This window comes from Burkholderia sp. USMB20 (assembly GCF_000949135.2).
Taxonomy (GTDB): domain Bacteria; phylum Pseudomonadota; class Gammaproteobacteria; order Burkholderiales; family Burkholderiaceae; genus Burkholderia.
This window is the reverse complement of record NZ_JTAN02000010.1, coordinates 228,859-255,391: the sequence shown is the minus strand read 5'-3', so window position 1 is coordinate 255,391 and position 26,533 is coordinate 228,859. Positions and strand designations below refer to the sequence as shown.

The 26,533-nt window shown below is 69.6% G+C and carries 27 protein-coding genes; 16 read left to right on the top strand and 11 right to left on the bottom strand.

Translation table 11 applies throughout. The features are described 5' to 3' along the window. Positions 1-71: 71 nt before the first annotated feature. The 4 genes from PL79_RS12360 to PL79_RS12345 form a co-directional block, all read right to left on the bottom strand. Complete coding sequence (locus tag PL79_RS12360) at positions 72-1,379, bottom strand: MFS transporter (RefSeq protein WP_044848853.1); 1,308 nt, start codon at positions 1,377-1,379, stop codon at positions 72-74. 188 nt (positions 1,380-1,567) lie between these two features. Beyond that, positions 1,568-1,879, bottom strand: a complete 312-nt coding sequence (locus PL79_RS12355) for a high-potential iron-sulfur protein (protein ID WP_021163765.1) — start codon at positions 1,877-1,879, stop codon at positions 1,568-1,570. A gap of 172 nt (positions 1,880-2,051) precedes the next feature. After that, positions 2,052-3,161, bottom strand: coding sequence for an NAD(P)/FAD-dependent oxidoreductase (locus PL79_RS12350; RefSeq protein ID WP_044848852.1), 1,110 nt, complete (start codon positions 3,159-3,161; stop codon positions 2,052-2,054). Between the two features lie 151 nt (positions 3,162-3,312). Continuing rightward, positions 3,313-4,293: an AAA family ATPase gene (locus PL79_RS12345; RefSeq protein ID WP_044848851.1), complete on the bottom strand. Its 981-nt coding sequence runs from the start codon at positions 4,291-4,293 to the stop codon at positions 3,313-3,315. Positions 4,294-4,520: 227 nt separating this feature from the next. Here PL79_RS12345 and PL79_RS12335 point away from each other — a divergent pair, with 227 nt between their 5' ends. The 8 genes from PL79_RS12335 to PL79_RS12300 all read left to right on the top strand — a co-directional run bounded on the left by PL79_RS12335 (position 4,521) and on the right by PL79_RS12300 (position 12,720). Then, positions 4,521-5,249, top strand: coding sequence for a nitroreductase (locus PL79_RS12335; protein ID WP_044848850.1), 729 nt, complete (start codon positions 4,521-4,523; stop codon positions 5,247-5,249). A gap of 147 nt (positions 5,250-5,396) precedes the next feature. Then, complete coding sequence (locus PL79_RS12330) at positions 5,397-5,885, top strand: hypothetical protein (protein ID WP_044848849.1); 489 nt, start codon at positions 5,397-5,399, stop codon at positions 5,883-5,885. 5 nt (positions 5,886-5,890) lie between these two features. Then, entirely contained in the window at positions 5,891-6,706 is an 816-nt protein-coding gene (locus tag PL79_RS12325) for an endonuclease/exonuclease/phosphatase family protein (protein WP_044848848.1), read from the top strand. A gap of 359 nt (positions 6,707-7,065) precedes the next feature. After that, the gene (locus PL79_RS12320) at positions 7,066-7,836 is read left to right on the top strand and encodes a ferredoxin--NADP reductase (protein ID WP_044848847.1); all 771 of its coding nucleotides are present in this window, start codon (positions 7,066-7,068) and stop codon (positions 7,834-7,836) included. Between the two features lie 416 nt (positions 7,837-8,252). Then, positions 8,253-9,068, top strand: coding sequence for a quorum system sensor histidine kinase RqpS (gene rqpS / locus PL79_RS12315; RefSeq protein ID WP_044848846.1), 816 nt, complete (start codon positions 8,253-8,255; stop codon positions 9,066-9,068). A gap of 7 nt (positions 9,069-9,075) precedes the next feature. Beyond that, complete coding sequence (rqpR, locus tag PL79_RS12310; RefSeq protein ID WP_044848845.1) at positions 9,076-9,732, top strand: response regulator transcription factor RqpR; 657 nt, start codon at positions 9,076-9,078, stop codon at positions 9,730-9,732. A gap of 214 nt (positions 9,733-9,946) precedes the next feature. Then, a complete protein-coding gene (locus PL79_RS12305; protein WP_044848844.1) occupies positions 9,947-11,353 on the top strand; it encodes an amino acid permease in 1,407 nt (468 codons plus the stop codon). Positions 11,354-11,694: 341 nt separating this feature from the next. Continuing rightward, entirely contained in the window at positions 11,695-12,720 is a 1,026-nt protein-coding gene (locus PL79_RS12300) for an XdhC family protein (RefSeq protein WP_044848843.1), read from the top strand. Between the two features lie 166 nt (positions 12,721-12,886). On the opposite strand, the gene PL79_RS12295 is transcribed toward PL79_RS12300, so the two are convergent. From PL79_RS12295 to fliE, 6 genes are all read right to left on the bottom strand, one after another. Continuing rightward, positions 12,887-13,621, bottom strand: a complete 735-nt coding sequence (locus PL79_RS12295) for a PepSY-associated TM helix domain-containing protein (protein WP_044848842.1) — start codon at positions 13,619-13,621, stop codon at positions 12,887-12,889. A gap of 407 nt (positions 13,622-14,028) precedes the next feature. Further along, positions 14,029-14,349, bottom strand: coding sequence for an EscU/YscU/HrcU family type III secretion system export apparatus switch protein (locus PL79_RS12290; RefSeq protein ID WP_044848841.1), 321 nt, complete (start codon positions 14,347-14,349; stop codon positions 14,029-14,031). Beyond that, positions 14,346-15,452, bottom strand: coding sequence for a flagellar hook-length control protein FliK (gene fliK, locus PL79_RS12285; RefSeq protein WP_442861544.1), 1,107 nt, complete (start codon positions 15,450-15,452; stop codon positions 14,346-14,348). The genes PL79_RS12290 and fliK overlap by 4 nt, the downstream gene beginning before the upstream one ends. A 356-nt stretch (positions 15,453-15,808) precedes the next feature. Continuing rightward, positions 15,809-16,141, bottom strand: coding sequence for a flagellar protein FliT (locus PL79_RS12280; protein ID WP_044849239.1), 333 nt, complete (start codon positions 16,139-16,141; stop codon positions 15,809-15,811). Further along, positions 16,138-16,572, bottom strand: a complete 435-nt coding sequence (gene fliS, locus PL79_RS12275) for a flagellar export chaperone FliS (protein ID WP_044849240.1) — start codon at positions 16,570-16,572, stop codon at positions 16,138-16,140. The genes PL79_RS12280 and fliS overlap by 4 nt, the downstream gene beginning before the upstream one ends. A 196-nt stretch (positions 16,573-16,768) precedes the next feature. Next, positions 16,769-17,113 carry a flagellar hook-basal body complex protein FliE gene (gene fliE, locus PL79_RS12270; RefSeq protein ID WP_044849241.1) on the bottom strand — a complete coding sequence of 115 codons (345 nt, stop codon included), beginning with the start codon at positions 17,111-17,113 and terminating at the stop codon, positions 16,769-16,771. A gap of 251 nt (positions 17,114-17,364) precedes the next feature. Between fliE and fliF the strand changes: the two genes are divergently transcribed. The 7 genes from fliF (at position 17,365) to PL79_RS36595 (ending at position 24,134) form a co-directional block, all read left to right on the top strand. Continuing rightward, entirely contained in the window at positions 17,365-19,128 is a 1,764-nt protein-coding gene (gene fliF / locus PL79_RS12260) for a flagellar basal-body MS-ring/collar protein FliF (RefSeq protein WP_044849242.1), read from the top strand. Continuing rightward, a complete protein-coding gene (gene fliG, locus PL79_RS12255; protein WP_044849243.1) occupies positions 19,118-20,113 on the top strand; it encodes a flagellar motor switch protein FliG in 996 nt (331 codons plus the stop codon). The genes fliF and fliG overlap by 11 nt, the downstream gene beginning before the upstream one ends. Further along, entirely contained in the window at positions 20,106-20,789 is a 684-nt protein-coding gene (fliH, locus tag PL79_RS12250; RefSeq protein WP_044849244.1) for a flagellar assembly protein FliH, read from the top strand. Before fliG ends, fliH begins: the two co-directional genes overlap by 8 nt. After that, positions 20,783-22,324, top strand: coding sequence for a flagellar protein export ATPase FliI (gene fliI / locus PL79_RS12245; RefSeq protein ID WP_044849245.1), 1,542 nt, complete (start codon positions 20,783-20,785; stop codon positions 22,322-22,324). The genes fliH and fliI overlap by 7 nt, the downstream gene beginning before the upstream one ends. A gap of 5 nt (positions 22,325-22,329) precedes the next feature. Beyond that, a complete protein-coding gene (gene fliJ / locus PL79_RS12240) occupies positions 22,330-22,788 on the top strand; it encodes a flagellar export protein FliJ (RefSeq protein WP_044849246.1) in 459 nt (152 codons plus the stop codon). Positions 22,789-22,819: 31 nt separating this feature from the next. Then, complete coding sequence (locus PL79_RS36600; RefSeq protein WP_235879256.1) at positions 22,820-23,431, top strand: hypothetical protein; 612 nt, start codon at positions 22,820-22,822, stop codon at positions 23,429-23,431. Positions 23,432-23,684: 253 nt separating this feature from the next. Beyond that, positions 23,685-24,134, top strand: coding sequence for a flagellar hook-length control protein FliK (locus PL79_RS36595; protein WP_235879255.1), 450 nt, complete (start codon positions 23,685-23,687; stop codon positions 24,132-24,134). 43 nt (positions 24,135-24,177) lie between these two features. On the opposite strand, the gene PL79_RS12230 is transcribed toward PL79_RS36595, so the two are convergent. Then, positions 24,178-25,818 (bottom strand): GMC family oxidoreductase, encoded by a 1,641-nt coding sequence (locus PL79_RS12230; RefSeq protein WP_044847858.1) that lies wholly within the window; start codon positions 25,816-25,818, stop codon positions 24,178-24,180. A 217-nt stretch (positions 25,819-26,035) separates the two neighbouring features. Here PL79_RS12230 and PL79_RS12220 point away from each other — a divergent pair, with 217 nt between their 5' ends. After that, positions 26,036-26,500 carry a hypothetical protein gene (locus tag PL79_RS12220; protein WP_135801040.1) on the top strand — a complete coding sequence of 155 codons (465 nt, stop codon included), beginning with the start codon at positions 26,036-26,038 and terminating at the stop codon, positions 26,498-26,500. Positions 26,501-26,533: the final 33 nt, after the last annotated feature.

Genomic DNA, 26,533 nt, shown 5'->3' with positions numbered 1-26,533 from the left:
TCGCGCCGTGCTCGGGGCCAGGCCGCACATCGTTGCGGCTTCCGAAACGATGCATGCGATGCAATGCAATGTCAGGCCGGCGCGTCGAGATCCGCGCTGCGCGCGGGCACGAACGCGACCGCGACGATCGACAGTGCGATTCCCGCCATCACGTAATAGGTCGGCGCGAGCGGCGTGCCCGTCACCTTGATCAGCCACGTGACGATGAACTGCCCGAAACCGCCGAACAGCATCACCGCGACGTTGTACGCGATCGACAGCCCGGTCGAGCGCACGTTGGCCGGGAACAGCTCGGCGATCATCGCGCCGAACGGCCCGTAGTAGCCGGCGAGCGTCACCGACAGCACGGCCTGCACCACGATCAGCCGCGCGATGCTCGGCGCCGCGTCGAGCCACGCGAACAGCGGATACATCAGCACGAGCGTCAGCCCGAGCGACCACAAAGACAGACCCTTGCGGCCGATGCGGTCCGACCATGCGCCCGCGACCGGCGACAGCACCATCAGCAGCAGGTTGCCGATGATCACCGCATAGAACGATTGCGCATACGGCAGCTTCAGCTGCTTCACCGCGAAGGTCGGCAGATAGCTGATCAGCACGTAGACCGTCACCGTCAGCGCGATCACCGAGCCGAGCCCGCACAGCACCTCGCGCGGATGGCGCGTGAACACTTCGCCGAGCGTTGCGCGGCGTGCGCTTTGCTGCGCATGCAGGAACGCTTCGGAATCGGCGAGATGACGGCGGATGTAGAAACCGATCGGGCCGATCACGAGCCCGAGGATGAACGGCACGCGCCAGCCCCAGCTGCGCAGCGCGTCGTGCGACAGCCCGCGCGTGACCGCCGCGCCGACGAGCGCGCCGATCAGCAGCGCGCCCGCCTGGCTCGCCATCTGCCAGCTGCCGTAGAAGCCGCGTTTCGAGAACGGCGCGGCTTCGATCAGCAGCGCCGTTGCGCTGCCGAATTCACCGCCCGCCGAGAAGCCTTGCAGCAGGCGGCCGAGCACGATCAGGAGCGGGCCGCCGATGCCGATCGCCGCATAGGGCGGCGCGATCGCGAGCAGGAAGATGCCGGCCGTCATCAGCAGGATCACGAGCGACAGCGCGGCCTTGCGGCCCGCGCGGTCGGCGTGAAGCCCGAACACGATGCCGCCGATCGGGCGCATGAAGAACGCGACGCCGAAGGTCGCGGTGGTCAGGAGCAGCGACGAGTATTCGCTGGTCGTCGGGAAGAACAGTTCGGCGATCACGACGGTCATGAAGCCGAACACCGTGAAGTCGTACCACTCGAGCGCGTTGCCGATCACGGCGGCGACTACCGCGCGGCGGTTCAGCGCGCGCTCGGGCCGGATCGTTTTCGTTGAATTCGCAATCGTCGCCATGCGAGCCTCGTTCTCGTGAATCCGCCGTATCGGGCGCGGCGCGCGGAGGGCCCGCGGCGCGTTGGTTTGCAGCGAGTGTAGAAAGCGACGGAACCGTTTTCAAGCATAAAAAACGCCCGCCATCGTCCGATGGCGGGCGTTTTGCGGTTTTCGCCACATTGCGGCATCGCACGATGCCGCCGCGGGCATCAACCCATCTTCGAGAATGCGCTGCACCAGCCCTTCGCCGATACCTGCTTGCCCGGGAATGCACCGCACGGGCCCGACGCCGAGCCCTTCTTGCCCTGGTACAGCATGCAGGCCGCGCAATCCTGGCCCGCTGCGTATTTCGGATACTTCGTCTTGTCGACCTTCGTCGCATCGGCCTTGTAGCCGAGCGCCACGGCGGTCGGATCCGTTTCCGACAGCATCGGCGCATCGGCCAGCGCTTCGCGCGACAGCGCCAGCGCGGACACGGCGCCGATGCTCGTGATCAGGAAACTCCGACGGGATGTTTTCATGGGGGACTCGCTCCAACGTTATCGGTTTGAAAGCCGTTCTGGCGACGGCCGTTCAACAGAATAACGCTCAAGCGCATCAATGTGCGCGCCGAAATGCCGGAGATAAGGGATTTCACACGGGTCTCGCCCGGGGTTTCGCACGGCCGACCCGCACGGATGCGGGCCGTGTGCGTCAGCCATGCGACGTCATGTCGGCGACGCGCTGCGCGAGCGCGAGCGACGCGGTCAGCCCCGGCGACTCGATGCCGAACAGGTTCACGAGGCCGCGCACGCCGTGCTGCGCCGTGCCTTGCACGATGAAGTCGGCCGGCGGCTCGCCGGGCCCTGCGAGCTTCGGCCGGATCCCCGCGTAGGCCGGCTGCAGCGCGTCGTCCGGCAGGTCGGGCCAGTACGTGCGGATCGACGTGTAGAACGCCTGCGCGCGCGCCGGATCGACTTCGTAGCGCAGCGCATCGACCCACTCGACGTCCGGGCCGAAGCGCGCCTGCCCGGCGAGATCGAGCGTCAGATGCACGCCGAGCCCCGCGCGGTCGGGCATCGGATAGACGAGATGCGAGAACGGCGCGCGCCCGGACAGGCTGAAGTAGTTGCCGCGCGCGAGATAGAGCGGCGGCACCCAGCGCGGATCGAGGCCGCGCGTGCGGCGCGCGAGCGCCTGCGCGCCGAGGCCCGCGCTGTTGATCACGCACGCGGCCTCGATTTCGGTCGGCGCGTCGCCGCCGGTGCGCACGACGAAGCGGCCGCCGCGCAACACGTCGATCGACTCGACCGGGGATTTCAGCGCGCACACCGCGCCGTCGCGCTCCGCGTCGCCGAGCAGCGCGAGCATCAGCTGGTGGCTGTCGACGATGCCGGTGCTCGGCGAAAACAGCGCCTCCACGCAATCGAGCGCGGGCTCGAGCGTCTGCGCCTCGGTGCGCGTGAGCGGCATCAGGTCGAGCACGCCGTTTTCCGCCGCGCGCGCGGCGATCGCCTTCAACTGCTTCACCTGCGCGGCGCTCGTCGCGACGAGCAGCTTGCCCACGCGCCGGTGCGGCACGTGACGCGTCTCGCAGAACTCGTACAGCAGGTCGCGCCCGCGCACGCACGACATCGCCTTCAGCGAGCCGCGCGCGTAGTAGAGCCCCGCGTGAATCACCTCGCTGTTGCGCGAACTCGTGCCCGTGCCGATTGCGTCGGCCGCCTCGAGCACGATCGTTTCGCGTCCGCGCGCGGCCTGTTCCCGCGCAATCGCAAGACCGACGACACCCGCGCCGATCACCACACAATCCATCTGCTCCATGGCGTTTCGCGTCGCTCACGCGTCGAGGGGAGAGAAGAGAATTGTACGTCCCGGTTCGCCCGCCTGCCGAACGCGCGTGCATCGGCATGTCGCGTGCGCCGCGCCGCACGGCGCGACGCGCGCAGGCCGCGGCGAGGCGCGCGCCGCCGGCTCAGAACCCGATCGGCCGGCGCTTCGCCGCGCCCTCGTCGGCGCGGATGTCGGACGGTGCGATCACGTCCCGGCCGTCGAGCCGCGCGGCGCCGAACGCATGCAGCAGCGCACGGCGCATCGTGCGCGGCGGCGTCGCGGCCAGCACGTCGAGCGCGTCGTCGTCGAGCGTGTCGGGGAAGCGCCGCCCCCACGCGTGCGACGTGCGGATCTCGTCGTAGATCGTCTGCGCGATCCGGCGCGCGCCGGCCGCGTCCGGCGGCGCGATCTCGTACACGTTCATCCGGTTCAGCAGCGGCTCCGGGATCGCCTGCGCATCGTTCGCGGTCGCGACCCAGATCACGTTGCCCGCATCGATCGGCACCTCGGCGAATTCGTCGACGAACGCGCGCGCGGTGTCGTGCTCGAGCAACGCGTACAGCGCGCCGAGCGGATCGTATTGCGCGTCGCTGCCCGCCTTGTCGATCTCGTCGACCGCGATCACCGGGTTCGCGTAGCTGCCGTTGACGAGCGCTTCGAACACCTTGCCGGGCTTCGCGTTCTTCCATTGCGACGACGCGCCCGACAGGATCCAGCCGGCCGTCAGCGAACTCATCGGCACGTAGTGGTACGCGGTGCCGAGCAGCTGTGCGAGCGCCTTCGCGAAATGCGTCTTGCCGATGCCGGGCGGCCCAAGCAGCAGGATCGGCATCAGTTCGAGCCGGTCGTCGGTCTCGAGGCACAGCGCGACCTGCTTGCGCACGTCGTCGAGGGGCTCGGTGAAATTGGGCAGCGCGTCGCCGAGTTCGTCGAACGACGGCATCCGGTTCGGCTTCACGCAAAAGCGCAGATTGCCGGTCTTGAGCATCCGCTCGTAGGTAGCGCGCAGTGCGTCGCTCGCGCTCTCGTTCAGCTCGTTCAACGCGGTCTCGACCTGCTCGAGGTCGTACACCGTGCTGAAGGACGCCACCGCCAGTTCCTGTTTCACCATCGCCGTCGTCATACCAACCTCGCCGCTGCTGCCGTCACTCGATCATCAGACCCTTACGATTTCAGTGTAGCGATCCCGCATCGGCGTGCAAGCAAGCAGCCACCGCGGTCTGCTGCTAACACCGTGCGCGCGCTGCGGCGTCGCGCCGCGCGGCGTATGATCGAAGGTTCACCGGCCGTCGCGCCGGCCTCGCCACGGCGCCCGCGCGGCGCCGCGCGCTTCGTCTCGAAGGGTTGCCGATGTCCGTCCCCGCTGCTGTCTCGCGCGTCGATCCCGACGCGATCCACGCCGTCGACGCTGTCGACGCCGCGCTCAAGTCGCGCCGCGCGATTCGCGCGTTCCTGCCGACGCCCGTGCCGCGCGACACACTCGAGGCGATCCTCGAAGCCGCGAGCCGCGCGCCGTCGGGCACCAACATCCAGCCGTGGCACGTGTACGTCGCGACCGGCGCGACCCGCGACGCGCTCGCCGCGGCCCTCACCGCGGCATACGACGATCCGGCGCGCGACGAGAAATACGTCGCCGAGTACGACTACTATCCGCGCGAATGGGTGTCGCCGTACCTCGACCGGCGCCGCAAGGTCGGCTGGGACCTGTATGGTCTGTTGAACATCGGCCGCGACGAAAAGGCCCGCATGCACGCGCAGCACGCGCGCAACTTCCGCTTCTTCGATGCGCCGGTCGCGCTGTTCTTCACGCTCGACCGCGTGATGACGCACGGCGCATGGCTCGACTGCGGGATGTTCCTGCAGGGCGTGATGACGGCCGCACGCGCACGCGGCCTCGACACCTGTCCGCAAGCCGCGTTCGTGCCGTTCCACCGGATCGTCGCCGAGCATCTCGGCATCCCGGCCAACGAGCAACTCGTGTGCGGGATGTCGCTCGGCCATGCGGACCCGCACGCGATCGAGAACCGCCTCGTCACCGAGCGCGCGAGCGTCGCCGAGTTCGCGCGCTTTTTCGCTTGAAAACGCGTGACGCGCACCTACCTTTCGATCAGGACCAAATCGTGCTGCGAACCCGCGGCGACGCATCGTGTCACGCGACCGTCCGGATCGATCGGGCGTAAGATGTGCGTCCGTTCCCCGCTACCCCCGCGTTTCCGGAGAAGTTTCATGCTGAAACACGGCCTGGCCGTCCTGCTCGCGAGCGCCGCGCTCGCGGCCCATGCGCAGAGCGCCGCACCGGCAGCCGTCGCATGGGAGATCCAGGTGGTGCGCGACGGTCAGACGATCGACACGTTCCAGCAACGCACCACCGTCGGTCAGACCCGCACCGACACCCATCGCTATCCGTCCGCCGTGCCCGTCGGCTGCGGCAACGCCGCGCGCGTCGTGCCGACCGAGCGCTCGCGCTCGGTGACGGTCGCGCCGCTCACCGTCGACGACGCCGCCCGCACCGTGTCGCTCGCGCTCGACGTGCAGGAAACCCTCGACGACGAAAACGCGACGCGCAGCGATCCGTGCGTGCCCGCGTCGCCGCGGCAAATCGTCGCGAGCCATCCGGGGCTGTCGGTCGGCGGCGACGCATGGACCGACTGGACGCTCGTCGAGCAGCGCCCGCATCTCGTCTACCGCGTGCGCGCGCACGTCGCGAAGGACTGAGCGCCATGTCCGCCGACGCCCTGTCCCTGCCGTTCGCCGAACCGCACGCCGCGCCCGACGAAATCACCGCGGTCAGCTGGAACCTGCACAAGGGCCGCTCGCCGCTCGGCTTCACCGCATGGAACGCGATGCGCAACTGGATGCAGTCGACGCACGCCGACGTGTATTTCCTGCAGGAAGCGATGGCGCGCCGCATGCCGCGCCCGATGCTCGCCCCCGGCTTCGGCGCGCCGATGGACGACGCGGTCGACGACGTGTGGCACTGCCAGGCCACCGAGATCGCGCAGGCGCTCGACTGGCAGATCGCGCTCGGACCGAACGTGTTCAAGCCGTCGTGGCGGCACGGCAACGCGATCCTGTCGCCGCACCCGCTGGACCTCGGCGGCCGCTGGGACATCTCCGCGCACCGCTTCGAGCGGCGCGGGCTGCTGGTCGCGCGCGCGACGCTCGCCGGCGCGCGGCCCGTCACGCTGCTGTGCGCGCACCTCGCGCTCACGCGTGCGGCGCGGCTGCGCCAGATGCACTGGATCGCGCACTGGATCGTGCGCAACGCGGGCGACGACCCGCTCGTGCTCGCCGGCGACTTCAACGACTGGCGCAACGATTCGGTCGCGCTGTTCGGCGAGATCGGGCTGTCCGAAGTCGCAACGCTGCTCGGCGAGTCGGGCCGCACGTTCCCCGCGTTCTCCCCGGCGCTCGCACTCGACAAGATGTTCGTGCGCGGGCTGACGCCGCTCGAATGGCAGGCGCCGTCCGGCGAAACCGCGTGGCTGTCGGACCACCTGCCGTATATCGCGCGGCTGCGCCTCGATTCGCAGTGACGCGGCAGCACCGCATGCCCGCGACGACCTGCGCGCGTATCGCGGCGGCCGGTTCACCTGCCTGACCGGCTCGGAAGCGTGCGCGTTCCGGACCCGCGTGTTCGCGGCGCGAAGCTCGCTGCAGATTACCGAAAGCTGTTTGCAAGATTCCGTTGCGCCAAATCCGCGCAGCCGCGCGGGTCAAGCCCGCATCTGCCCCAAGCAGGGTAAAATAACGAGTTCCTCAAACGTCTGTCATCGAGAAGGCGCGTGTCCGACGCGCCGGCCGGCCGATCCGCGATCGGGCCGACGCACTCGGTTTTTTTGCCCGTTTTTGGGCCCGTTACACGCGTCCGCTACGCGCGTCCGTTTTCAAAGCCATGAGCAAATACGACACCGCCACCGTCCAATCCGTCCATCACTGGACCGACACGCTTTTCAGCTTCACCTGCACCCGTGAGCCGAGCCTGCGCTTCAACAACGGCGAATTCACGATGGTCGGCCTCGAGGTCGACGGCAAGCCGCTCGCGCGTGCCTACTCGATCGTCAGCCCGAACTACGAAGAGCACCTCGAATTCTTCAGCATCAAGGTCCAGAACGGCCCGCTGACGTCGCGCCTGCAGCACCTGAAGGTGGGCGACTCGGTGCTGATCGGCAAGAAGCCGACCGGCACGCTCGTCGCCGACAACCTGCTGCCCGGCAAGACGCTGTGGATGCTGTCGACCGGCACGGGCCTCGCGCCGTTCATGTCGATCATCCGCGACCCGGACATCTACGAACGCTTCGACAAGGTCATCCTGACGCACACCTGCCGCCTGAAGGGCGAGCTGGCGTACATGGACTACATCAAGCACGACCTGCCGGGCCACGAGTATCTCGGCGACATCATCAAGGAAAAGCTCGTCTACTACCCGACGGTCACGCGCGAAGCGTTCGACAACGAGGGCCGGATCACCGACCTGATCGCGACGGGCAAGCTGTTCGCCGACCTCGGCGTGCCGGCGTTCTCGCCGGAAAACGACCGCGTGATGCTGTGCGGCAGCACCGCGATGCTGAAGGACACGACCGACCTGCTGAAGCAGGCCGGCCTCGTCGAAGGCAAGAACAACGCGCCGGGTCACTACGTGATCGAGCGCGCATTCGTGGACTGATCGAGCCCCGAATTTGTGCCGTATCAAGAACCGGAGCAAAAGCTCCGGTTTTTTTTCGTCCCTACTTGGCGAATTCGTAACAAACTGGGACCATTCCATGTCAAATCGTTACATTTGGATACGCGCAGCGCCGGTGCTTTCGTGTCGGTGTTTTTCCTACAGCCAGCTTCATTCCGATTATTCACATTTACCCTTAAACCTCCGTCTGACATGACCTTTTCAAAATTTTTGAGATATTATTCGGCCCGCATGGTTGGCGTCGGGACGGTCATCGAAGGGTCGGACTCAAACGTTACAAATTGTAACTTCTGTTACCTCGGCAAGGGACGATTCTCTGACGGCGACCGTCATCGAAACGGCAGCCGATCCACGCAGCCGGCCGGTGCCCGAACCGCTTTCTGACAGCAGGGAGAGTCATGGATACGTCGCTCAACGCGCCCCCGGGCGCCCACGCCCCGTTCCCGTCGCAGCCGCGCGTGCCTGGCGACGGCGCGGCAGCCCCCGTGGCCGAAGCCCTGCCCAACCGCGACACGTCCGCCGCCCGGATCGCGGCGCTGTCTCTTCAGCTGACGGCCGCCGACGAAGCGGCCCGCCGCCATCTGGCCGGCGAACTGCATGACGGGCTCGGCGCCGAACTTACCGCCGCGCGTTTCGCGCTCGCAAACGTTCAAACGTGGCTGCCGGCCGATGCGCCGGAGGGCTGCCTGCGCGCGCTCGAGCTGGCGCAGCGGTCGCTCGACGCCGCGACCGACGCCAACCGCCGGCTGATCGACGAGCGCGACACGCCAGCACTCGACGGCGGCGTCGTCGGCGCACTGTCGACGTGGGCCGACAGCCACGCGGCCCGCACCGGCCTGCGTACGAGCTTCGTCTGCGCGGCCGACGCGCGGCTCACGCAACTCGGCGGCGCCGGCGCGCTCGCGATCTTCCGTGTCGCGCAGGAAGCGCTGTCGAACGTCGCGAAGCATGCGCGCGCGGCGTCCGTCGACGTGCAGATCGACACGGACGCCACGCATCTGTCCCTGATCGTCACCGACGACGGGACCGGTTTTACCCGCAGCCGGCGCGCCGGCTACGGCCTCGCCGGGATGCGCGCACGCTGCGAGGCGTTCGGCGGCAGCTTCGACGCGCGTGCGCCGGAAGCGGGCCGCGGCACGCGCGTCATCGCGCGCTTCGCGTGGGACTCGCTGTTCGCGGTGCCGGCCGCCGCGCGCCGCGCGTCGCTTTCGTGAGGTCGTCATGAGCCTGAACATCCTGCTCGTGGACGATCATGCGATCGTCCGCCAAGGGATCCGCCACCTGCTGATCGACCGCGGTGTCGCGCGCGACGTGACCGAAGCCGAGACCGGCAGCGATGCGATGGCCGCGGTCGACCGCCAGGCCTTCGACGTGATCCTGCTCGACATCTCGCTGCCGGACGCGAACGGCATCGAGGTGCTCAAGCGCATCAAGCGCAAGCTGCCGGGCGCGCCGGTGCTGATGTTCTCGATGTACCGCGAGGATCAGTACGCGGTGCGCGCGCTGAAGGCCGGCGCATCCGGCTACCTGTCGAAGACGGTGAATGCCGCGCAGATGATCGGCGCGATCCAGCAGGTCGCGGCCGGCCGCAAGTACGTGAGCCCGGCGATGGCCGAGGCGCTCGCCGAATACGTGTCGTTCGAGAACGAACCGCTGCCGCACGAGAAGCTGTCCGACCGCGAATACCAGACGCTCTGCATGCTCGCGTCGGGCAAGCGCCTCACCGACATCGCGAACACGCTGTCGCTGTCGGTGAAGACGGTCAGCGTGTACCGGTCGCGGCTGCTCGAGAAGATGCGGCTGTCGAACAACGCGGAACTGACGTTCTACGTGATGAGCAACCGGCTCGTCGAGATGACGCCCGCGTCGGGCGCCTGATCCGCCGGATTCACCGGAATCGCGCCGTTCACCGCGCCGACCTGCGCCGCGCCGGCGCCGGCCGCCGAATGCTGCGCGCAAGCGCTTGTTTTGTCGGGCGATTCCGGAGCACGCCGCTGCGCCGCAGCGGGTCTTTCACGCCAAATCGGCTAAAATTGCGGGTTTTCACTCACTCGGCGCCGCCGCACTCGCGCGCGCCGGAGACACATCCGCAATGTCCCTCTTCCGCAAGAAAAACGTCGATCGCATGATCGCCGGCGCGCACGGCGCCGGGCTCAAGAAAGCGCTCGGCGCAATCGACCTCACCTTCCTCGGCATCGGCGCGATCATCGGCACCGGTATCTTCGTGCTGACCGGCACGGGCGCCGTGCAGGCCGGCCCCGCGCTGATGCTGTCGTTCGTGATTGCCGCGATCGCATGCGGCCTCGCGGCGCTGTCGTACGCCGAATTCGCGTCGACGATTCCGGTCGCGGGCTCGATCTACACGTACTCGTACGCGACGCTCGGCGAGCTCGTCGCGTGGATCATCGGCTGGGACCTGATGCTCGAATACGGCCTCGCGGCGTCGGCCGTGTCGGTCGGCTGGTCGGGTTACCTGCAGTCGCTGCTGCAGGGCTTCGGGCTCTCGCTGCCGACCGTGCTGACGGCCGCACCCGGCGCGATTCCGGGCGTCGTCACGTGGTTCAACCTGCCGGCGTTCCTCGTGATGGTGGTGATCACGACGCTGCTGTCGATCGGCATCCGCGAGTCGACCCGCATCAACAACATCATGGTGTTCATCAAGGTGTCGGTCGTGCTGCTCGTGATCGCGGTCGGCGTGTTCCACGTGACGCCCGCGAACTGGAAGCCGTTCATGCCGCACGGCTGGAACGGCGTGTTCGGCGCTGCGGCCGTGATGTTCTTCGCGTTCATCGGCTTCGACGCGGTGTCGTCGGCGGCCGAGGAAGTGAAGAACCCGAAGCGCGACCTGCCGATCGGCATCATCGCGTCGCTCGCGGTGTGCGCGGTGCTGTACGTGACGGTCGCGGCGGTCGCGACCGGCATCGTGCCGTCGGCGCAGTACGCGAACGTGTCGCACCCGATCTCGTATGCGCTGCAGATCGCCGGCGAGAAGTGGGTCGCGGGCTTCATCGACCTCGGCGCGGTGCTCGGCATGCTGACCGTGATCCTCGTGATGAGCTACGGCCAGACGCGGATCATCTTCGCGATGTCGCGCGACGGGCTGCTGCCGGCGACGCTGTCGCGCGTGCATCCGCGCTACGCGACACCGTTCCTGACGACCTGGCTCGTCGGCCTGTTCTTCGGGCTGATCGCCGCGCTCGTGCCGCTCAACGTGCTCGCCGAGCTGATCAACATCGGCACGCTCGCCGCGTTCTCGATGGTGTCGATCGCGGTGCTGGTGCTGCGCCGCACGCACCCGGAACTGCCGCGCGCGTTCCGCTGCCCGGGCGTGCCGGTGGTGCCGATCCTCGCGGTCGGCGCGTGCCTGTTCCTGATGCTGAACCTGCAGCCCGTCACGTGGGCCGCGTTCGGCATCTGGCTCGTGATCGGCCTCGTGATCTACTTCCTGTATTCGCGGCGCCACTCGAAGCTCGCGCACGGTCACCACGACGCGCATTGACCGCCGCCGCTGCGCGCGCACACCGCGCGCAGCACCCAGCGTGTAGCGGTACGACGCCACGCCGGGCCGGCACCGGCCCCATGCGCCCCGCTCCCTCCCGCCTGAATCGTCCCCGCCCGAATCGTCCCTGCCACAGGCGCACCCGCGCGGGCGGCGCGACATGCGCCGCTTCGCCCCGCCCGCGCACGATCGCTGCCCGATCGTCGCGATTTCTTGCCCGATCGTCCGGATTTTGCCGCCACGATCTGCACGCTGCCGGCACGCGCGCGCCGGCCGGTTCATAATCCCGCCATCGAACGACGGCCCGGCCCGGCGGGCCGTCCGGCAACAGGAACAGGATGATGGAAAGCGTCGATCTCGATGTACTGAAATCCAGCGCGCGCTGGCTCGACGAAGGGCGCCGCGTGCTGCTCGTGACGGTCGTGAAGACGTGGGGCTCGTCGCCGCGCCCCGAAGGCGCGATGCTCGCGGTGCGCGAGGACGGGCTCGTGGTCGGCTCCGTGTCCGGCGGATGCATCGAGGACGACCTGATCGCCCGCGTGCATGCGAGCGGGATCGCGGCCGACGCGCGCCCGGAAGCCGTCAAGTACGGCGTGACGGCCGAGGAAGCGCACCGCTTCGGGCTGCCCTGCGGCGGCACGATCCAGCTCGTGCTGGAGCCGCTCACGCGCGACAGCGGGATCGCCGCGTTGTGCGCGGAAGTCGAAGCCGGCCGCCTCGTCACGCGCACGATGACGCTCGCGACCGGGCGCGCGTCGCTGTCACCCGCGCAGGCGACCGACGGGCTCGCGTTCGACGGCGAGCGGCTCGTGACGATCCACGGGCCGCGCTACCGGATGCTCGTGATCGGCGCCGGGCAATTGTCGCGCTATCTGTGCCAGATCGCGGTCGGCCTCGACTATCAGGTGACGGTTTGCGATCCGCGCGAGGAATACACGGATGCGTGGGATGTGCCGGGCACGCGCGTCGTGCACACGATGCCCGACGACACGGTGCTCGACATGAAGCTCGACGCGCGTTCGGCCGTGATCGCGCTCACGCACGACCCGAAGCTCGACGATCTCGCGCTGATGGAGGCGTTGAAGACGCCCGCGTTCTACGTGGGCGCGCTCGGCTCGCGACGCAACAATGCGGCGCGGCGCGAGCGGCTGCTCGAATTCGACCTGAGCGAGGCGGAACTTGCGCGGCTGCACGGGCCGGCCGGCATCTACATCGGCAGCCGCACGCCGCCCGAAATCGCGATCTCGATCCTCGCCGAAGTGACGGCCGCGAAGAACAACGTGTCGCTGCCGACGATCCTGCAGGTCGAGGGCGCGAAGGCCGCCCGCGAAATCGCGGCAAACGGCGGCGCGGCCTGCGGCCTCTGAGGCCCCCTCCAAACCGGTCGCTTCGCGCCAGCCCCCCAAGGAGACTTCCTTCGGGGCGGAAAACCTGGGGCGGCCCGGCGTTTTCTTGACGCCGTCGCTGCGGTGCAAGGCCGCGCCGGATGGCCGTCATGCGTCGGCGGAAAACCGGCGCGCGTCGATGCCGACGTCAGGCAAGGCCCGCGGCGAGCGCGGCGGCGACCGAGCCGGCCACCAGCACGACGCCGACCGTGCGGCGCTTGTTCAGCTCCGTCCACAGCAGCACGCCCGTCAGCGATAGCAGGATCAGCGAACCCGCGATCGTGTCCATCAGCAGCACCCAGCCGAGATTCATGCCGACGCCGCGATGCAGGTTGTTCAGCGTCGTCAGGAACGTGTTGCCGCTGCGCTTCACCGACACGTAGCCGTTGCCGACCCAGTATTCCGCCTGCAGGTTCTGGTGCGGACCGAACAGGCCCATCTGCCAGTGCTCGGGCTGCATCACGCGCTTGTCGCCCCAGGCGACCGGCTGCGCAGGCTCCTTGCGCACGCGGCCCGGCCGGCCGTCGAAGTGCAGTTCCTGCTGGAGCCACTTCGTCATCGCGGCGGGCGACTTCGGCACCGGGTCCGGCAGCGCGATCTGCATCTGTTCGACCTGCGGTTCGCCGGTCGGGATCTTCAGCGGCGGCGCACGGTGGTTCAGCAGCACGCCCGTCACGCCGAACAGCAATCCGAGCACCGCGCCCCACAATCCGACCCAGCCGTGCACCTTGCGCAGCCATTTGATGAAGGTCGCGCGGCGCGAGCGCTGGCGGCGCGCCGCCAGTTCGGCGTCGCTCAGGGGCCGTGCGGCCGGATGCAGCACGGTAACGCCCGCGGGGGGCCTGCCCGCCTGCGGCGGGGCGATCGTTTCGGGCGCGTTCACGCGAGAGTATCCATTCGTTCAAAGCAACGGGCGGCGCACGGAAAACGTACGCCGCCCGGACAGCATGAAAATGAGAATGGATATCATTACACAAATGACGCGACCGCTCAATCCGCCGGCACACGACGGAGCGGGCGAGAAAGTCCAGAGATAACCGAAAAAGCATGCTGATCGCGCGCAGATTCCGGTCAATAGACGAAAAATGACGACGAAATGATCGCGAAAGCCCGGACAGCATTTCGCAAGAAAACCGGGTAGGCGGGCGGCTGGGCGAGCTTCGGCTTCGGCTTCGGCTTCGGCTTCGGCTTCGGCTTCGGCTTCGGCTTCGGCTTCGGCTTCGGCTTCGGTGCGGGCGCGGGCGCGGGCGTAGGCGCAGCGCCTCAGCGCCTCAGCGCCTCAGCGACTACTCAGCGGCGCAGCGGCGGCAACGGAAAGCGCGGCGCGGCGTCACCCGGTTCGGGCTCGGTGCGATCGAGCGCATACAGCCACGCGAGCAGATCCGCGACGGCCTGGTAAAGCTGCGGCGGAATCCGGTCGTCGAGGTCGACCTGCATCAGCAGCGACACCATCTCCGGCGCGGTATGCACGTACAGCCCCGCATCACGGGCGCGCGCGACGATCATCTCGGCGAGCAGGCCATACCCCTTCGCGACCACGCGCGGCGCGGCATCGCCGCCTTTCGGATCGTAGACGAGCGCGGCCGCGCGCTTGCGCGACGTCATGCTCATCGCGGCACCTCGTCGTCGGTGCCCGGCATGCCGCCAGCCGCACTGCGCGCATACGCGGCAGCGGCGGCCTGCGCGACGAGCGGATCGAAGCCGTCCGGCTCGTCGCCGACCGCGCGGATCGACAGTCCGCCGAGCTGCAGGCCCGATCCCTCGAACCGTTGCCGCAACGTCGCCTCGTTTCGCGTGAGCCGGTCGGCGCCGGCCGAATTCGCGCGCAGCCGCGCGACGAGCTGCTTGCCGTTCAACACCAGCTCCGCGTCGACCGTGCCGAGCGACGGCAACGTGAGCGTCAGCCGGGTGCGCCAGGCGATCCCGTCCCCCGTGTCGTCGCCGCCGCGCGACGCGCGGCCGCCCGGCTCGTCGGGCTCGATCGTCCAGTCGAGCCGCGCGCCGGGCCATGCCTCGCCCGCCCAGCGAAACTGGTCCGTCGCGAGTGCGTCGAGCTGCTGCCGGACGATCGGCACGGCGGCCGGATGCACGGGAGCCGATGCCGGCGCCTGCGGATCGGCCGACGCGGCGGCCAGTTCGGCGCGCGCCGGCGTCCAGCGCGGGTCGGGATGGTCGCCGAGCGGGTCGGTCAGCGCGGCCGTGGCCGACGCGGTACCGGGCCGTGCGGCCGGCTGCGTGTTCTGCACGAGCTCGTGCGGCACCGCACCGCCCGGCGCGGGCGCGCCCGGCTGCATGGCGGATCGCGGCGCGGCCGCCGGCAACGGCAGACGCGGCGCGAGCAGTTCGTCGAGCACATCGGGCGCATCGTGCTGCGCGGCATCCGGGGCGGGCTGCACCGGCACGGTCGTGAGGCGCGCCTGCGGTTCGCGCATCAGCGCGGCGAGCGGGCGCTGGCCGGCCAGCCACTGCGCGAGATGGGATTCGTAGAAGAGGCCGCTTTCGCTCACGGCCTGCGCGAGCGCGGCGCGCAGCGCCGCGACGGGCGGTGCGGCAGCCGCAGCGCGCGTGGCCGCGACGTCGGATGCGGGCGACGCGGTTGAAGAAGTGCTGGAAGAAGCGGTGTAGGAAGCAGTGGAAGAAGCGGCGGCCGAAGCGGCCGGATCGGAGGCGCTCTGCCCGACCGGCGGCGCGGTCGCCGCGACGCCCAGCAGCACGGAAGGTCGGCCAGCAGCGGCGTGCGCCCGGCGATCACGGCGTCGCGACACCGCCCGAGCGCGAGATCGCATCGAGCACGAGCGCGACATCGGACAGCGCGTCTGCGCGGACGCCGGCGGCGCGGCCGGCGTGGCCCCGCCGCGGCGGCGACGACGCGCCGCACCCGGCGTGCCGACTTGCGCGGTCGCGCGCCGCCGGCGGGCGCCGTCACGGTGCCGGCCAGCAGGCTGTCGAGGCGGCTCGCCAGCAGGGCGGCCGCAACGGAGTCGATACCGGTCATGATCGAAGCCTGCTCACCTCAGCCACATCGTTGCGAAGCCGGGCGCGCGGCTACCGCCGCCCCGGCAAACGGGCACTATCCGCGAGCGCGGTAGAGATCGGTCAATACCTCGGTCGAGCGCCGCGCCTCGAACAGCGCGGACAACCGCGCGACTTCCGGGCTCGCGAGATCGCGGATCGCGGCGTCGTCGGCGAGGATGCGGCGAATCAGCGCGAGCTTGCGGCCGAGGTCCGCTTCGTCGAGCGCGACGCCCGGAGCGGCCGCCTTCAATCCGTCGACGAGCCTCAGGAATTCGGCCTGCAACTCCGGCAGCGCCCGCCAGTCCGCGCCGCGCGCCGCGCACAGCATGCGGCCGGACACGGCCGCGAGCGCCTCGTAGCGAGCGAAGTATTCGGCCTTGAGATTCATCGCGCCGCGCCCGCCGCCTGTTGCGCGGCCATGCGCGCGACTTCCGGAGCGATGCCCGTCCACGCTTCCTCGAGCGTCGCGAGCAGCCCGTCGACCTCGACCAGCATCGCGTCGCTCGCGTGCATGTTGGCTTCCAGCAGGCGCCGGCCGATATAGGTGTACAGCGCGTCGAGGCGCTCGGCGATCTGGCCGCCCGCGTCGCGATTCAGCGACACCTGCAGGCCGTTCTCGACGATCCCGATCGCCTTGCCGATCGCTTCGCCGCGTGCGGACACGTTGCCCTGCTGCAAATGCATGCGCGCGAGCGCGATGGCCTGCCGCGCGCCCTGATACAGCATCGCGATCAGCCGGTGCGGGGAGGCGCCCATCACCCCCGTCTCGACGCCGACACGCGCGTACGCACTGGCTCCAGCGTGTCCTGGGGAAAACATGCGCTTCTCCTTGTGATGCGTTGGCTATGCGGTGGCCGCCGCCTTGCGATGCACGACGCGGCCTCGTTCCAGAGTTATCGGAACGGAATTGGAAAGCTTTAGGTGCGCGGGCCGCCGGCGCGGCAGGCAGGCTGCTCCCCTGGGCGGCTGCCCCGGGAAGCCCGTCGCCGGATGCCCGTCGCCGGTTGCCCGCGGGTCAAACCGACATCTGCATGATGTCGTTGTACGCGCTCACGAGCTTGTTGCGGACCTGGAGCCCGAACTGGAAACCGATGTTGGCCTTCTGCATGTCGACCATCACGTCGTTCAGCGACACGTTCGCCGCGCCGACCTCGAACGCGTGCGCCTCGCCGAGCGCGTGCTGCTGGTCGCCGCTGATCTTGTCGAGCGACGCCTTCATCGCGCTCGCGAACGTGCCGGCCGTCGCGGCGCCCGAGCCGGCGAGCGCTGCCGCCGGGCTCCCGACGCCGCCGCTCGCCTGCGCGGCCATCGCCTGCATCTGTTGCAACACCGAACCGATTCCGCTGACGTTGGCAGCCATGCTGTCCCCAGACCTGTAAGAAATGAGACCCGGGCACACCGGGCGTTTCCGACGGCGCCGCACGACGCGCACCATGCCGGATCGCGAAAAAGGATAGCAGCGCGGCGCGCGCCAAAGCCGCGAAAGTACGGGGGAAACCCCGCTCTTTTCGGTCGATCGGAGTCGCGCCCGGGTCCCGATAATCGCATCGTGTCATTGTCCGTCCGCTCGTCCGAGCGGCTCAGTCGTCCCGCTCCGGAGAAACTCCACGCATGGATTCGCAGGCCAACTCGCTGATCAACCCCGACGCCCGCACGGGCCTCGCCAGCCCGGTGCCAGGCGCCACCGCGGCCGCCGCGTTGCCGGGAGCAGGCGGCGCCGGCGCGGACTTCGGGTTCGGCGGCTTCGCGGAACGCATCCCCGGCATCTCGCGGATGAAGGGCAACCCGAAGCTGCCGTTCGTGATCGCGGTCGCGTTCGCCGTCGCCGCGATCACCGCGCTCGTGCTGTGGAGCCGCGCGCCCGACTATCGCGTGCTGTACAGCAACCTGTCGGACCGCGACGGCGGCGCGATCATCACCGCGCTCCAGCAGGCAAACGTTCCCTACAAGTTCGCCGACGCGGGCGGCGCGATCCTGGTGCCGTCGAACCAGGTGCACGAAACGCGCCTGAAGCTCGCCGCGATGGGCCTGCCCAAGGGCGGCTCGGTCGGCTTCGAGCTGATGGACAACCAGAAATTCGGCATCAGCCAGTTCGCGGAGCAGGTGAACTACCAGCGCGCGCTCGAAGGCGAGCTGCAGCGCACGATCGAGTCGATCAACGCGGTGAAAACGGCGCGCGTGCATCTCGCGATCCCGAAGCCGTCGGTGTTCGTGCGCGACAAGGAAGCGCCGAGCGCGTCGGTGTTCGTGGACCTCTACCCGGGCCGCGTGCTCGACGAGGGCCAGGTCCAGGCGATCACGCGGATGGTGTCGTCCGGCGTGCCCGACATGCCGGCCAAGAACGTGACGATCGTCGACCAGGACGGCAACCTGCTGACCCAGACGGCGTCGGCCTCCGGCCTCGACGCGAGCCAGCTCAAGTACGTGCAGCAGGTCGAGCGCAACACGCAGAAGCGCATCGACGCGATCCTCGCGCCGATCTTCGGCGCCGGCAACGCGCGCTCGCAGGTCAGCGCCGACGTCGATTTCTCCAGGCTCGAGCAGACCTCGGAAAGCTACGGCCCGAACGCTTCGCCGCAGCAGACCGCGATCCGCAGCCAGCAGACCAGCACGGCCACCGAACTCGCGCAGGGCGGCGCCTCGGGCGTGCCGGGCGCGCTGTCGAACACGCCGCCGCAGCCGGCCTCCGCCCCGATCGTCGCCGGCAACGGCCAGAGCGGGCCGCAGTCGACGCCCGTCAGCGACCGCAAGGACCAGACGACCAACTACGAACTCGACAAGACGATCCGCCACGTCGAGCAGCCGATGGGCAACGTGAAGCGGCTGTCGGTCGCCGTCGTCGTCAATTACCAGCCGGTGGCCGACGCGAAGGGCCACGTGACGATGCAGCCGCTGCCACCCGCGAAGCTCGCGCAGATCGAGCAGCTCGTGAAGGACGCGATGGGCTATGACGAGAAGCGCGGCGACTCGGTGAACGTCGTGAACAGCGCGTTCTCGACCGCGAGCGATCCGTACGCCGACCTGCCGTGGTGGCGCCAGCCGGACATGATCGCGATGGCGAAGGAAGCCGCGAAGTGGCTCGGCATCGCGGCGGCCGCGGCGGCGCTCTATTTCATGTTCGTGCGCCCGGCGATGCGCCGCGCGTTTCCGCCGCCCGAGCCGGCCGCGCCGGCGCTCGCGGCGCCGGAGGATGCGGTCGTGCTCGACGGCCTGCCCGCCCCGGACAAGGCCGACGAGCCCGATGCGCTGCTGCTCGGCTTCGAGAACGAAAAGAACCGCTACGAACGCAACCTCGACTACGCGCGCACGATCGCCCGCCAGGATCCGAAGATCGTCGCCACCGTCGTGAAGAACTGGGTGTCCGATGAACGCTGAAGGCCTGACCAAGAGCGCGCTGCTGCTGATGTCGATCGGCGAGGAAGAGGCCGCTGAAGTATTCAAGTTCCTCGCGCCGCGCGAGGTGCAGAAGATCGGCGCCGCGATGGCCGCGCTGAAGAACGTCACGCGCGAGCAGGTCGAGGACGTGCTGCAGGAGTTCGCGAGGGAAGCCGAGCAGCACACCGCGCTGTCGCTCGATTCGAGCGAGTACATCCGCTCGGTGCTGACCAAGGCGCTCGGCGAGGACAAGGCCGGCGTGCTGATCGACCGGATCCTGCAGGGCAGCGACACGAGCGGCATCGAGGGCCTGAAGTGGATGGACTCGGGCGCGGTGGCCGAATTGATCAAGAACGAGCATCCGCAGATCATCGCGACCATCCTCGTGCACCTCGACCGCGACCAGGCGTCCGAGATCGCATCGTGCTTCACCGAGCGGCTGCGCAACGACGTGCTGCTGCGGATCGCGACGCTCGACGGCATCCAGCCGGCCGCGCTGCGCGAGCTCGACGACGTGCTGACCGGCCTGCTGTCCGGCAGCGACAACCTGAAGCGCAGCCCGATGGGCGGCATCCGCACCGCGGCCGAGATCCTGAACTTCATGACGAGCAATCATGAGGAAGGCGTGCTCGAAAGCGTGCGCCAGTACGACGCGGAGCTCGCGCAGAAGATCATCGACCAGATGTTCGTGTTCGAGAACCTGCTCGACCTCGAGGATCGCGCGATCCAGATGGTGCTGAAGGAAGTCGAGTCGGAAACGCTGATCATCGCGCTGAAGGGCGCGCCGCCCGCGCTGCGCCAGAAGTTCCTCGCGAACATGTCGCAGCGCGCGGCCGAACTGCTCGCCGAGGACCTCGACGCGCGCGGCCCGGTGCGCGTGTCCGAAGTCGAGACGCAGCAGCGCCGCATCCTGCAGATCGTGCGCAACCTCGCCGAAAGCGGCCAGGTCGTGATCGGCGGCAAGGCGGAAGACGCGTATGTCTGATTCCGCGCGCGAGCCCGCCGGCACCCTCACCGCGTACCAGCGGTGGGAGATGGCGTCGTTCGATCCGCCGCCGCCCCCGCCGCCGCCCGACGCTGCCGCAGCGGCCGCCGCCGCGCTCGCCGCGGACCTGCAGCGCGTGCGCGACGCCGCGCATGCCGAAGGCCATGCGGCCGGTCACGTCGAAGGGCAGGCACTGGGTTACCAGGCCGGTTTCGACCAGGGCCGCGAGCAGGGCTTCGAAGCCGGCCAGGCCGAAGCCCGCGAACAGGCAGCGCAGCTCGCGGCGCTCGCCGCGTCGTTCCGCGAAGCCGTGTCGAGCGTCGAGCACGATCTCGCGTCCGACCTCGCGCAGCTCGCGCTCGACATCGCGCAGCAGGTCGTGCGCCAGCACGTGAAGCACGATCCCGCCGCGCTCGTCGCGGCGGTGCGCGACGTGCTCGCCGCCGAACCGGCGCTGTCCGGCGCGCCGCATCTCGCGGTGAATCCGGCCGACCTGCCCGTCGTCGAAGCCTATCTGCAGGACGAACTCGATACGCTCGGCTGGAACGTGCGCACCGACGCGTCGATCGAGCGCGGCGGCTGCCGCGCGCACGCCGCGACGGGCGAGGTCGACGCGACGCTGCCCACCCGCTGGCAGCGCGTCGCCGCCGCGATCGGCAAGGTGAGCGCATGGTGACGCCCACGCCCGCATCCATCCTGCACGACGGGATGACGCCGCTCGAGCGCGAACTCGCGCTCGCGTCGTTCGGCCCCGACGGTCCGCACGACACCGCGCACGACGCGCCGGCACACGCGACGGATGCCGCCTGCGACACGCCGCGCGCGCCGCACAATCCGCATCTCGCGCACTGGCGCACGCACCTGAACGGGCTCGCGACACGCAGCCACCGCGCGCTGCCGCTGCGGCCGTGCGGGCGCCTCACGCGCGCCGCGGGCCTCGTGCTCGAGGCGATCGGGCTGCGCCTGTCGGTCGGCGCCGAATGCACGATCGAATTGCCGCCCGGCAGCACGCTGCCGCACGCGGAAGCGGAAGTCGTCGGGTTCTCCGGCGATCGCCTGTTCCTGATGCCGACCACCGACGTCGCCGGCGTCCTGCCCGGCGCGCGCGTATGGCCGCTGGAGGCCGCGCCCGTCGCCGATCCGCTCGCGGGCGCCAAGCGGCTGCCGGTCGGCTGGGAAATGCTCGGGCGCGTCGTCGACGCGTCGGGCCGCCCGCTCGACGGCCTCGGCCCGCTCGGGTCGAAGGTCGATGCGCCGCTGTCGGCGCCGTCGATCAACCCGCTCGATCGCGAGCCGATCCACCACGTGCTCGACGTCGGCGTGCGCGCGATCAACGGCCTGCTCACCGTCGGCCGCGGGCAGCGGATGGGCCTGTTCGCCGGCTCCGGCGTCGGCAAGTCGGTGCTGCTCGGCACGATGGCGCGCTACACCAGCGCGGAAGTGATCGTGATCGGGCTGATCGGCGAACGCGGCCGCGAAGTGAAGGAATTCATCGAACAGATCCTCGGCGAGGACGGGCTCGCGCGCTCGGTCGTCGTCGCGGCGCCGGCCGACGTGTCGCCGCTGCTGCGGATGCAGGGCGCCGCCTACGCGACGTCGCTCGCCGAGTATTTCCGCGACCAGGGCAAGCACGTGCTGCTGCTGATGGATTCGCTGACGCGCTACGCGATGGCGCAGCGCGAGATCGCGCTCGCGATCGGCGAGCCGCCCGCGACCAAGGGTTATCCGCCGTCGGTGTTCGCGAAGCTGCCCGCGCTCGTCGAGCGCACCGGCAACGGGCCCGAAGGCGGCGGCTCGATCACCGCGTTCTACACGGTGCTGACCGAAGGCGACGACCAGCAGGACCCGATCGCCGACTCGGCGCGCGCGATCCTCGATGGCCACGTCGTGCTGTCGCGCGCGCTCGCCGAGGCCGGCCACTATCCGGCGATCGACATCGAGGCGTCGATCAGCCGCGCGATGACCGCGCTGATCGACGAACCGCATCTCGACCGCGTTCGGCAGTTCAAGCAGATGCTGTCGCGCTACCAGCGCAATCGCGACCTGATCGCGGTCGGCGCCTATGCGCCCGGCCGCGACGCGCAGCTCGACCGCGCGATCGCGCTCTACCCGCGCATCGAATCGTTCCTGCAGCAGGGCTTTCGCGAATGCGCACCGTTCGAATCGAGCCTCGCCGCGCTCGATGCGCTGTTCGACGTACACGGAGGCTGATCCCGATGGCACACGGCTTTCCCCTTCAACTGCTGCTCGATCGCGCGCAGGAAGATCTCGACACGGCCGCGAAGCAGCTCGGCACCGCGCAGCGCGACCGCACCGCGGCCGCCGAGCAGCTCGATGCGCTGCTGCGCTATCGCGACGAATACCACGCACGCTTCGCGCAGTCCGCGCAGAGCGGGATGCCGGCCGGCAACTGGCGCAATTTCCAGGCGTTCATCGACACGCTCGACGCTGCGATCGCACAGCAGCGTAACGTGCTGGCCGCAGCCGAACGCCGCATCGACGAGGCGCGCCCGAACTGGCAACAGAAGAAACGCACCGTCGGCTCATACGAAATCCTGCAGGCGCGCGGCGTCGCGCAGGAAGCGCAGCGTACCGCGAAGCGCGAACAGCGCGACGCCGACGAACACGCCGCGAAGATCCTGCGCATGCGGGCCGACGCGGCCCGCTCGGCGTAGCCGCTCACCGCTTTCGAACGAGAGGATCGTCATGCCTCCCCTGCCCCTGCTCGGCGCGCTGCTCGACACCGCCGGCACCGCACTCAAGGCCGTCCGCGACGCGGGTTCGTCGGCCGCCGCCGGCAAGACCGCCGGCAACGATGCCGCCACCAGCCCGGCCGCCGTGCCGTTCGCGCAGACGCTGAAGCAGAGCGTCGGCACGCGGCACGACGCGGCGAATGCCGGCAAGCCGGACGCCACGACGAAACAGTGTCGGCAGGCCGCCGCCGGCACGAAGCCGTCAGGCACAGGCGAACAGCCGACGACGACGCGAACGGACGCCCAATCCGACGCCGCCGCGCTCGCAGCGGCCGCCGCCGTGCAGGCGAGCTGCTGGCTCGCACGACGACGCGGCGCCGGCCGATGCCGACAGCACCGGCACTGCCGCCAGACGCGGCCTGTCGGCCCGACCGCCCAGCCGCGTGACAATCATGCGCAGGGATGCGGCGCCGACCGGCTGCCCCCGCGGGGTCCGGACGCGCTGCAGACCGCACTCGCGAAGCTGACCGGGCGGGCGCGATCGGATGCCGCGACGGGCGCGCGGGGGCGCGGCGGCCGCAGCGCCCGACCGCAGCGACGACGTGGCCTCGGCGCGCCCCGCTGACGCGAAGGTCCGACGTTCGACCGCGCGCTCGCCGAGCCAAAGCGCGCCGCGACGCAGCAGCCCGCACGCAGCCGCCCACCGGCGTGCAGGCCGGCGCAACGGCCCACCGCGCGCAACATGATTCGCGGCCGCCGAAGAAACCGCCAGCGGCGCCGACGCAACGGTCGCTGCCGCCGCCACGGCTGCGGCAGCCGTCCAGGCGAACCTCCAGGCATCGCCCGCCGCAAGCACGATCGCCGCGGCCAACCCGCACGTGCTGGCCCCGCACGTCGGCACCGCCGACTGGACGGATGCGCTGAGCCAGAAGGTCGTGTTCCTGTCGAATGCGCACCAGCAGAGCGCCGAGCTGACGCTGAACCCGCCGGACCTCGGCCCGCTGCAGGTCGTGCTGCGCGTCGCGGACAACCACGCGCATGCACTGTTCGTATCGCAGCACGCGCAGGTGCGTGACGCGGTGGAAGCCGCGCTGCCGAAGCTGCGCGAGGCGATGGAAGCGGGCGGGCTCGGCCTGGGCAGCGCGACGGTCAGCGACGGCGGCTTCGCGTCGCAGCAGCAGAACCCGCAGCAAAGCTTCGCCGGCGGCCGGTCGTCGCCGCGCGCGCGCGCCGGATCGTCAGCCGTCGACGCACCGGTCGACGCCGCGCAATCCGCATCGGCCGCCGCCACCGTGAACCGCGCGGGCCTCGTCGATACGTTCGCCTGAGCATCGCGTCGCTCGCGTGCCGGTATGTGCCGGTATGTGCCGCTCAGCGGCCGTGCGCGGCCGCGGCCGCCTCGCCGCGCGGCACGCCGCCCCGGCGCGCCGCGACGATGAAGTCCGCCGCGCGTTCGCCGATCATCACCGACGGCGCATTCGTGTTCCCGCCGATCAGCGTCGGCATCACCGACGCATCCACCACCCGCAGCCTTTCGACACCCCGCACGCGCAGTTGCGGATCCACGACCGCGCGCGCATCCGAGCCCATCCGACAGGTGCCGACCGGGTGATAGATCGTGTCGGCGTGCGCGACGATCGTCGCGCGCAGCTCGGCTTCGCTCTGGCCCGCCCGCGTGTACAGCTCGCGCCCGCCCTGCGACGCGAGCGGCGCCTGCGACAGGATCCGGCGCATCGCCTGCGCCCCGCGCACGAGCAGGTCGAGATCGCGCGTATCGCTGAAGAAACGCGGATCGATCAGCGGCGCGTCGCGCGCATCGCCGCTCGCGAGCGCGACCGTGCCGCGGCTGAACGGGCGCAACGCGCACACGTGCAGCGAATAACCGAAGCCCCAGTGCATCTTGCGGTTGTGATCGTCGACGAGCGCCGTGCAGAAATGCAGTTGCAGGTCCGGACGATCGAGCGACGGATCGCTCTTGATGAAGCCGCCGGCCTCCGCGACGTTGCTCGTCATCATCCCCGTGCGGCTCGAGAAATAGCGCGCGAGCGCCGGCGTCATCTTCGCGATCCCGCGCAGGCAGATGCCGACCAGCTCCGACGAATTCACGCGCGTGTTGATGATGAAGTCGATATGGTCGATCAGGTTGGTGCCGACATCCGGCGCGTCCTGCACGACCGCGATCCCGTGCCGGCGCAGTTGTTCCGCCGGCCCGATCCCCGAGCACATCAGCAGTTGCGGCGAATTGAACGCGCCGGCCGACAGGATCACTTCCGCGCGCGCGCCGAGCGTCTCGACGCGTCCGTCGCGCGACACCACCACACCGACCGCGCGCTTGCCGTCGAAGCCCACACGCAGCACCGTCGCATCGGTGATCACATGCAGGTTCGGTCGGTCGCGGTCGTAGATGTATGCACGTGCAACGCTGCAGCGCGAGCCGTCGCGATGCGTGACCTGATAGAAGCCGACGCCTTCCTGCGTCGCGCCGTTGAAGTCGTCGTTGAGCGGATAACCGGCCGCGTGCGCGGCCTGGATGAATCGTTCGGAGAACGGATTGCGAAAGCGCAGATCGGACACCGTCAGCGGCCCGTCCGCACCGTGCCAGGCGTCGGCGCCGCGCGCGTTGCCTTCCGCGCGACGGAAATACGGCAGCACGTCCTGCCAGCCCCAGCCCGTCGCACCGAGTTGTGCCCACTCGTCGTAGTCGCCCGGATGGCCGCGCGTGTAGATCATCGCGTTGATCGCGCTCGAACCGCCCATCCCGCGTCCGCGCGGCTGGTAGCCGCGGCGGCCGCCGAGGCCCGGCTGCGGCACCGTTTCGTAACCGTAGTTCGTGCCGAGCTTGAACGGCACGAGCGCCGCGATCCCCACCGGCATGTTGACGAGCAGGTTGCGCGCCGTGTGCGAACCGGCCTCGATCAACGCGATCGTCGCGTCGGGGCATGCATCGGCGAGGCGGCTCGCGAGGCTCGACCCGCCCGATCCTCCGCCGACGATGATGTAGTCGTATTGCATGTCACGTCTCCTTCGTGTCATGAACGGCACCCGGCGCGGCCCGGCTCCCGCTTGTAATGTTCGGGCATTGTAGGAATGGCCGTCGCGCGCGCGGCACGCCGATTCAAGAGCGATTCCTCTAAACGCCCGCGTGAACTAAATTTAAGATGTATCGAGGAATTCGACGCGATGCAGCGGCCGCCAGAAGCCGCGCCGTCGCGAAACTGGGGAGACGACGATGCAGCGCGACGTACTGCAGGCCGCGTGCCGACCGGATTGCCCGGACGCACCGTGCGCGGCCCGCATTTCATTTCAAACGGGTGCCTTGGCGGTGACGTGCAACACCGTGCGCGCGGCCGGTCGAAATCGAACGACGCCGCGTATCGCCGACCGTTTGAACGGCGCGTCGCATGCGCGGCTCGACCGGCCGATTCATGCGTCGTCGCGCGCATCGCGTCATGCCGCTTCGGTGCGCCGGCAAGCATCGGCAATTCGCGATCGCGCACCATTCGGAAGTCGCAGCGAGCCGTACGCGCACCCCGGGCGATCCCGTTTTCGAACACGAATACCGTCGCGCGGATACGACGCTTGCCGCACGTTGCACCCTGTTTTCGACCGTGCATTGCATCCGGCCCCGTGCCGCGCGACGCGCGCCATCCCGACCCGCCCCACCACGCTCGCCGAGCGGGTACGTGCGGCCTGACTGCTGGCCGACGTGCCACGCCCAACTGGAGTA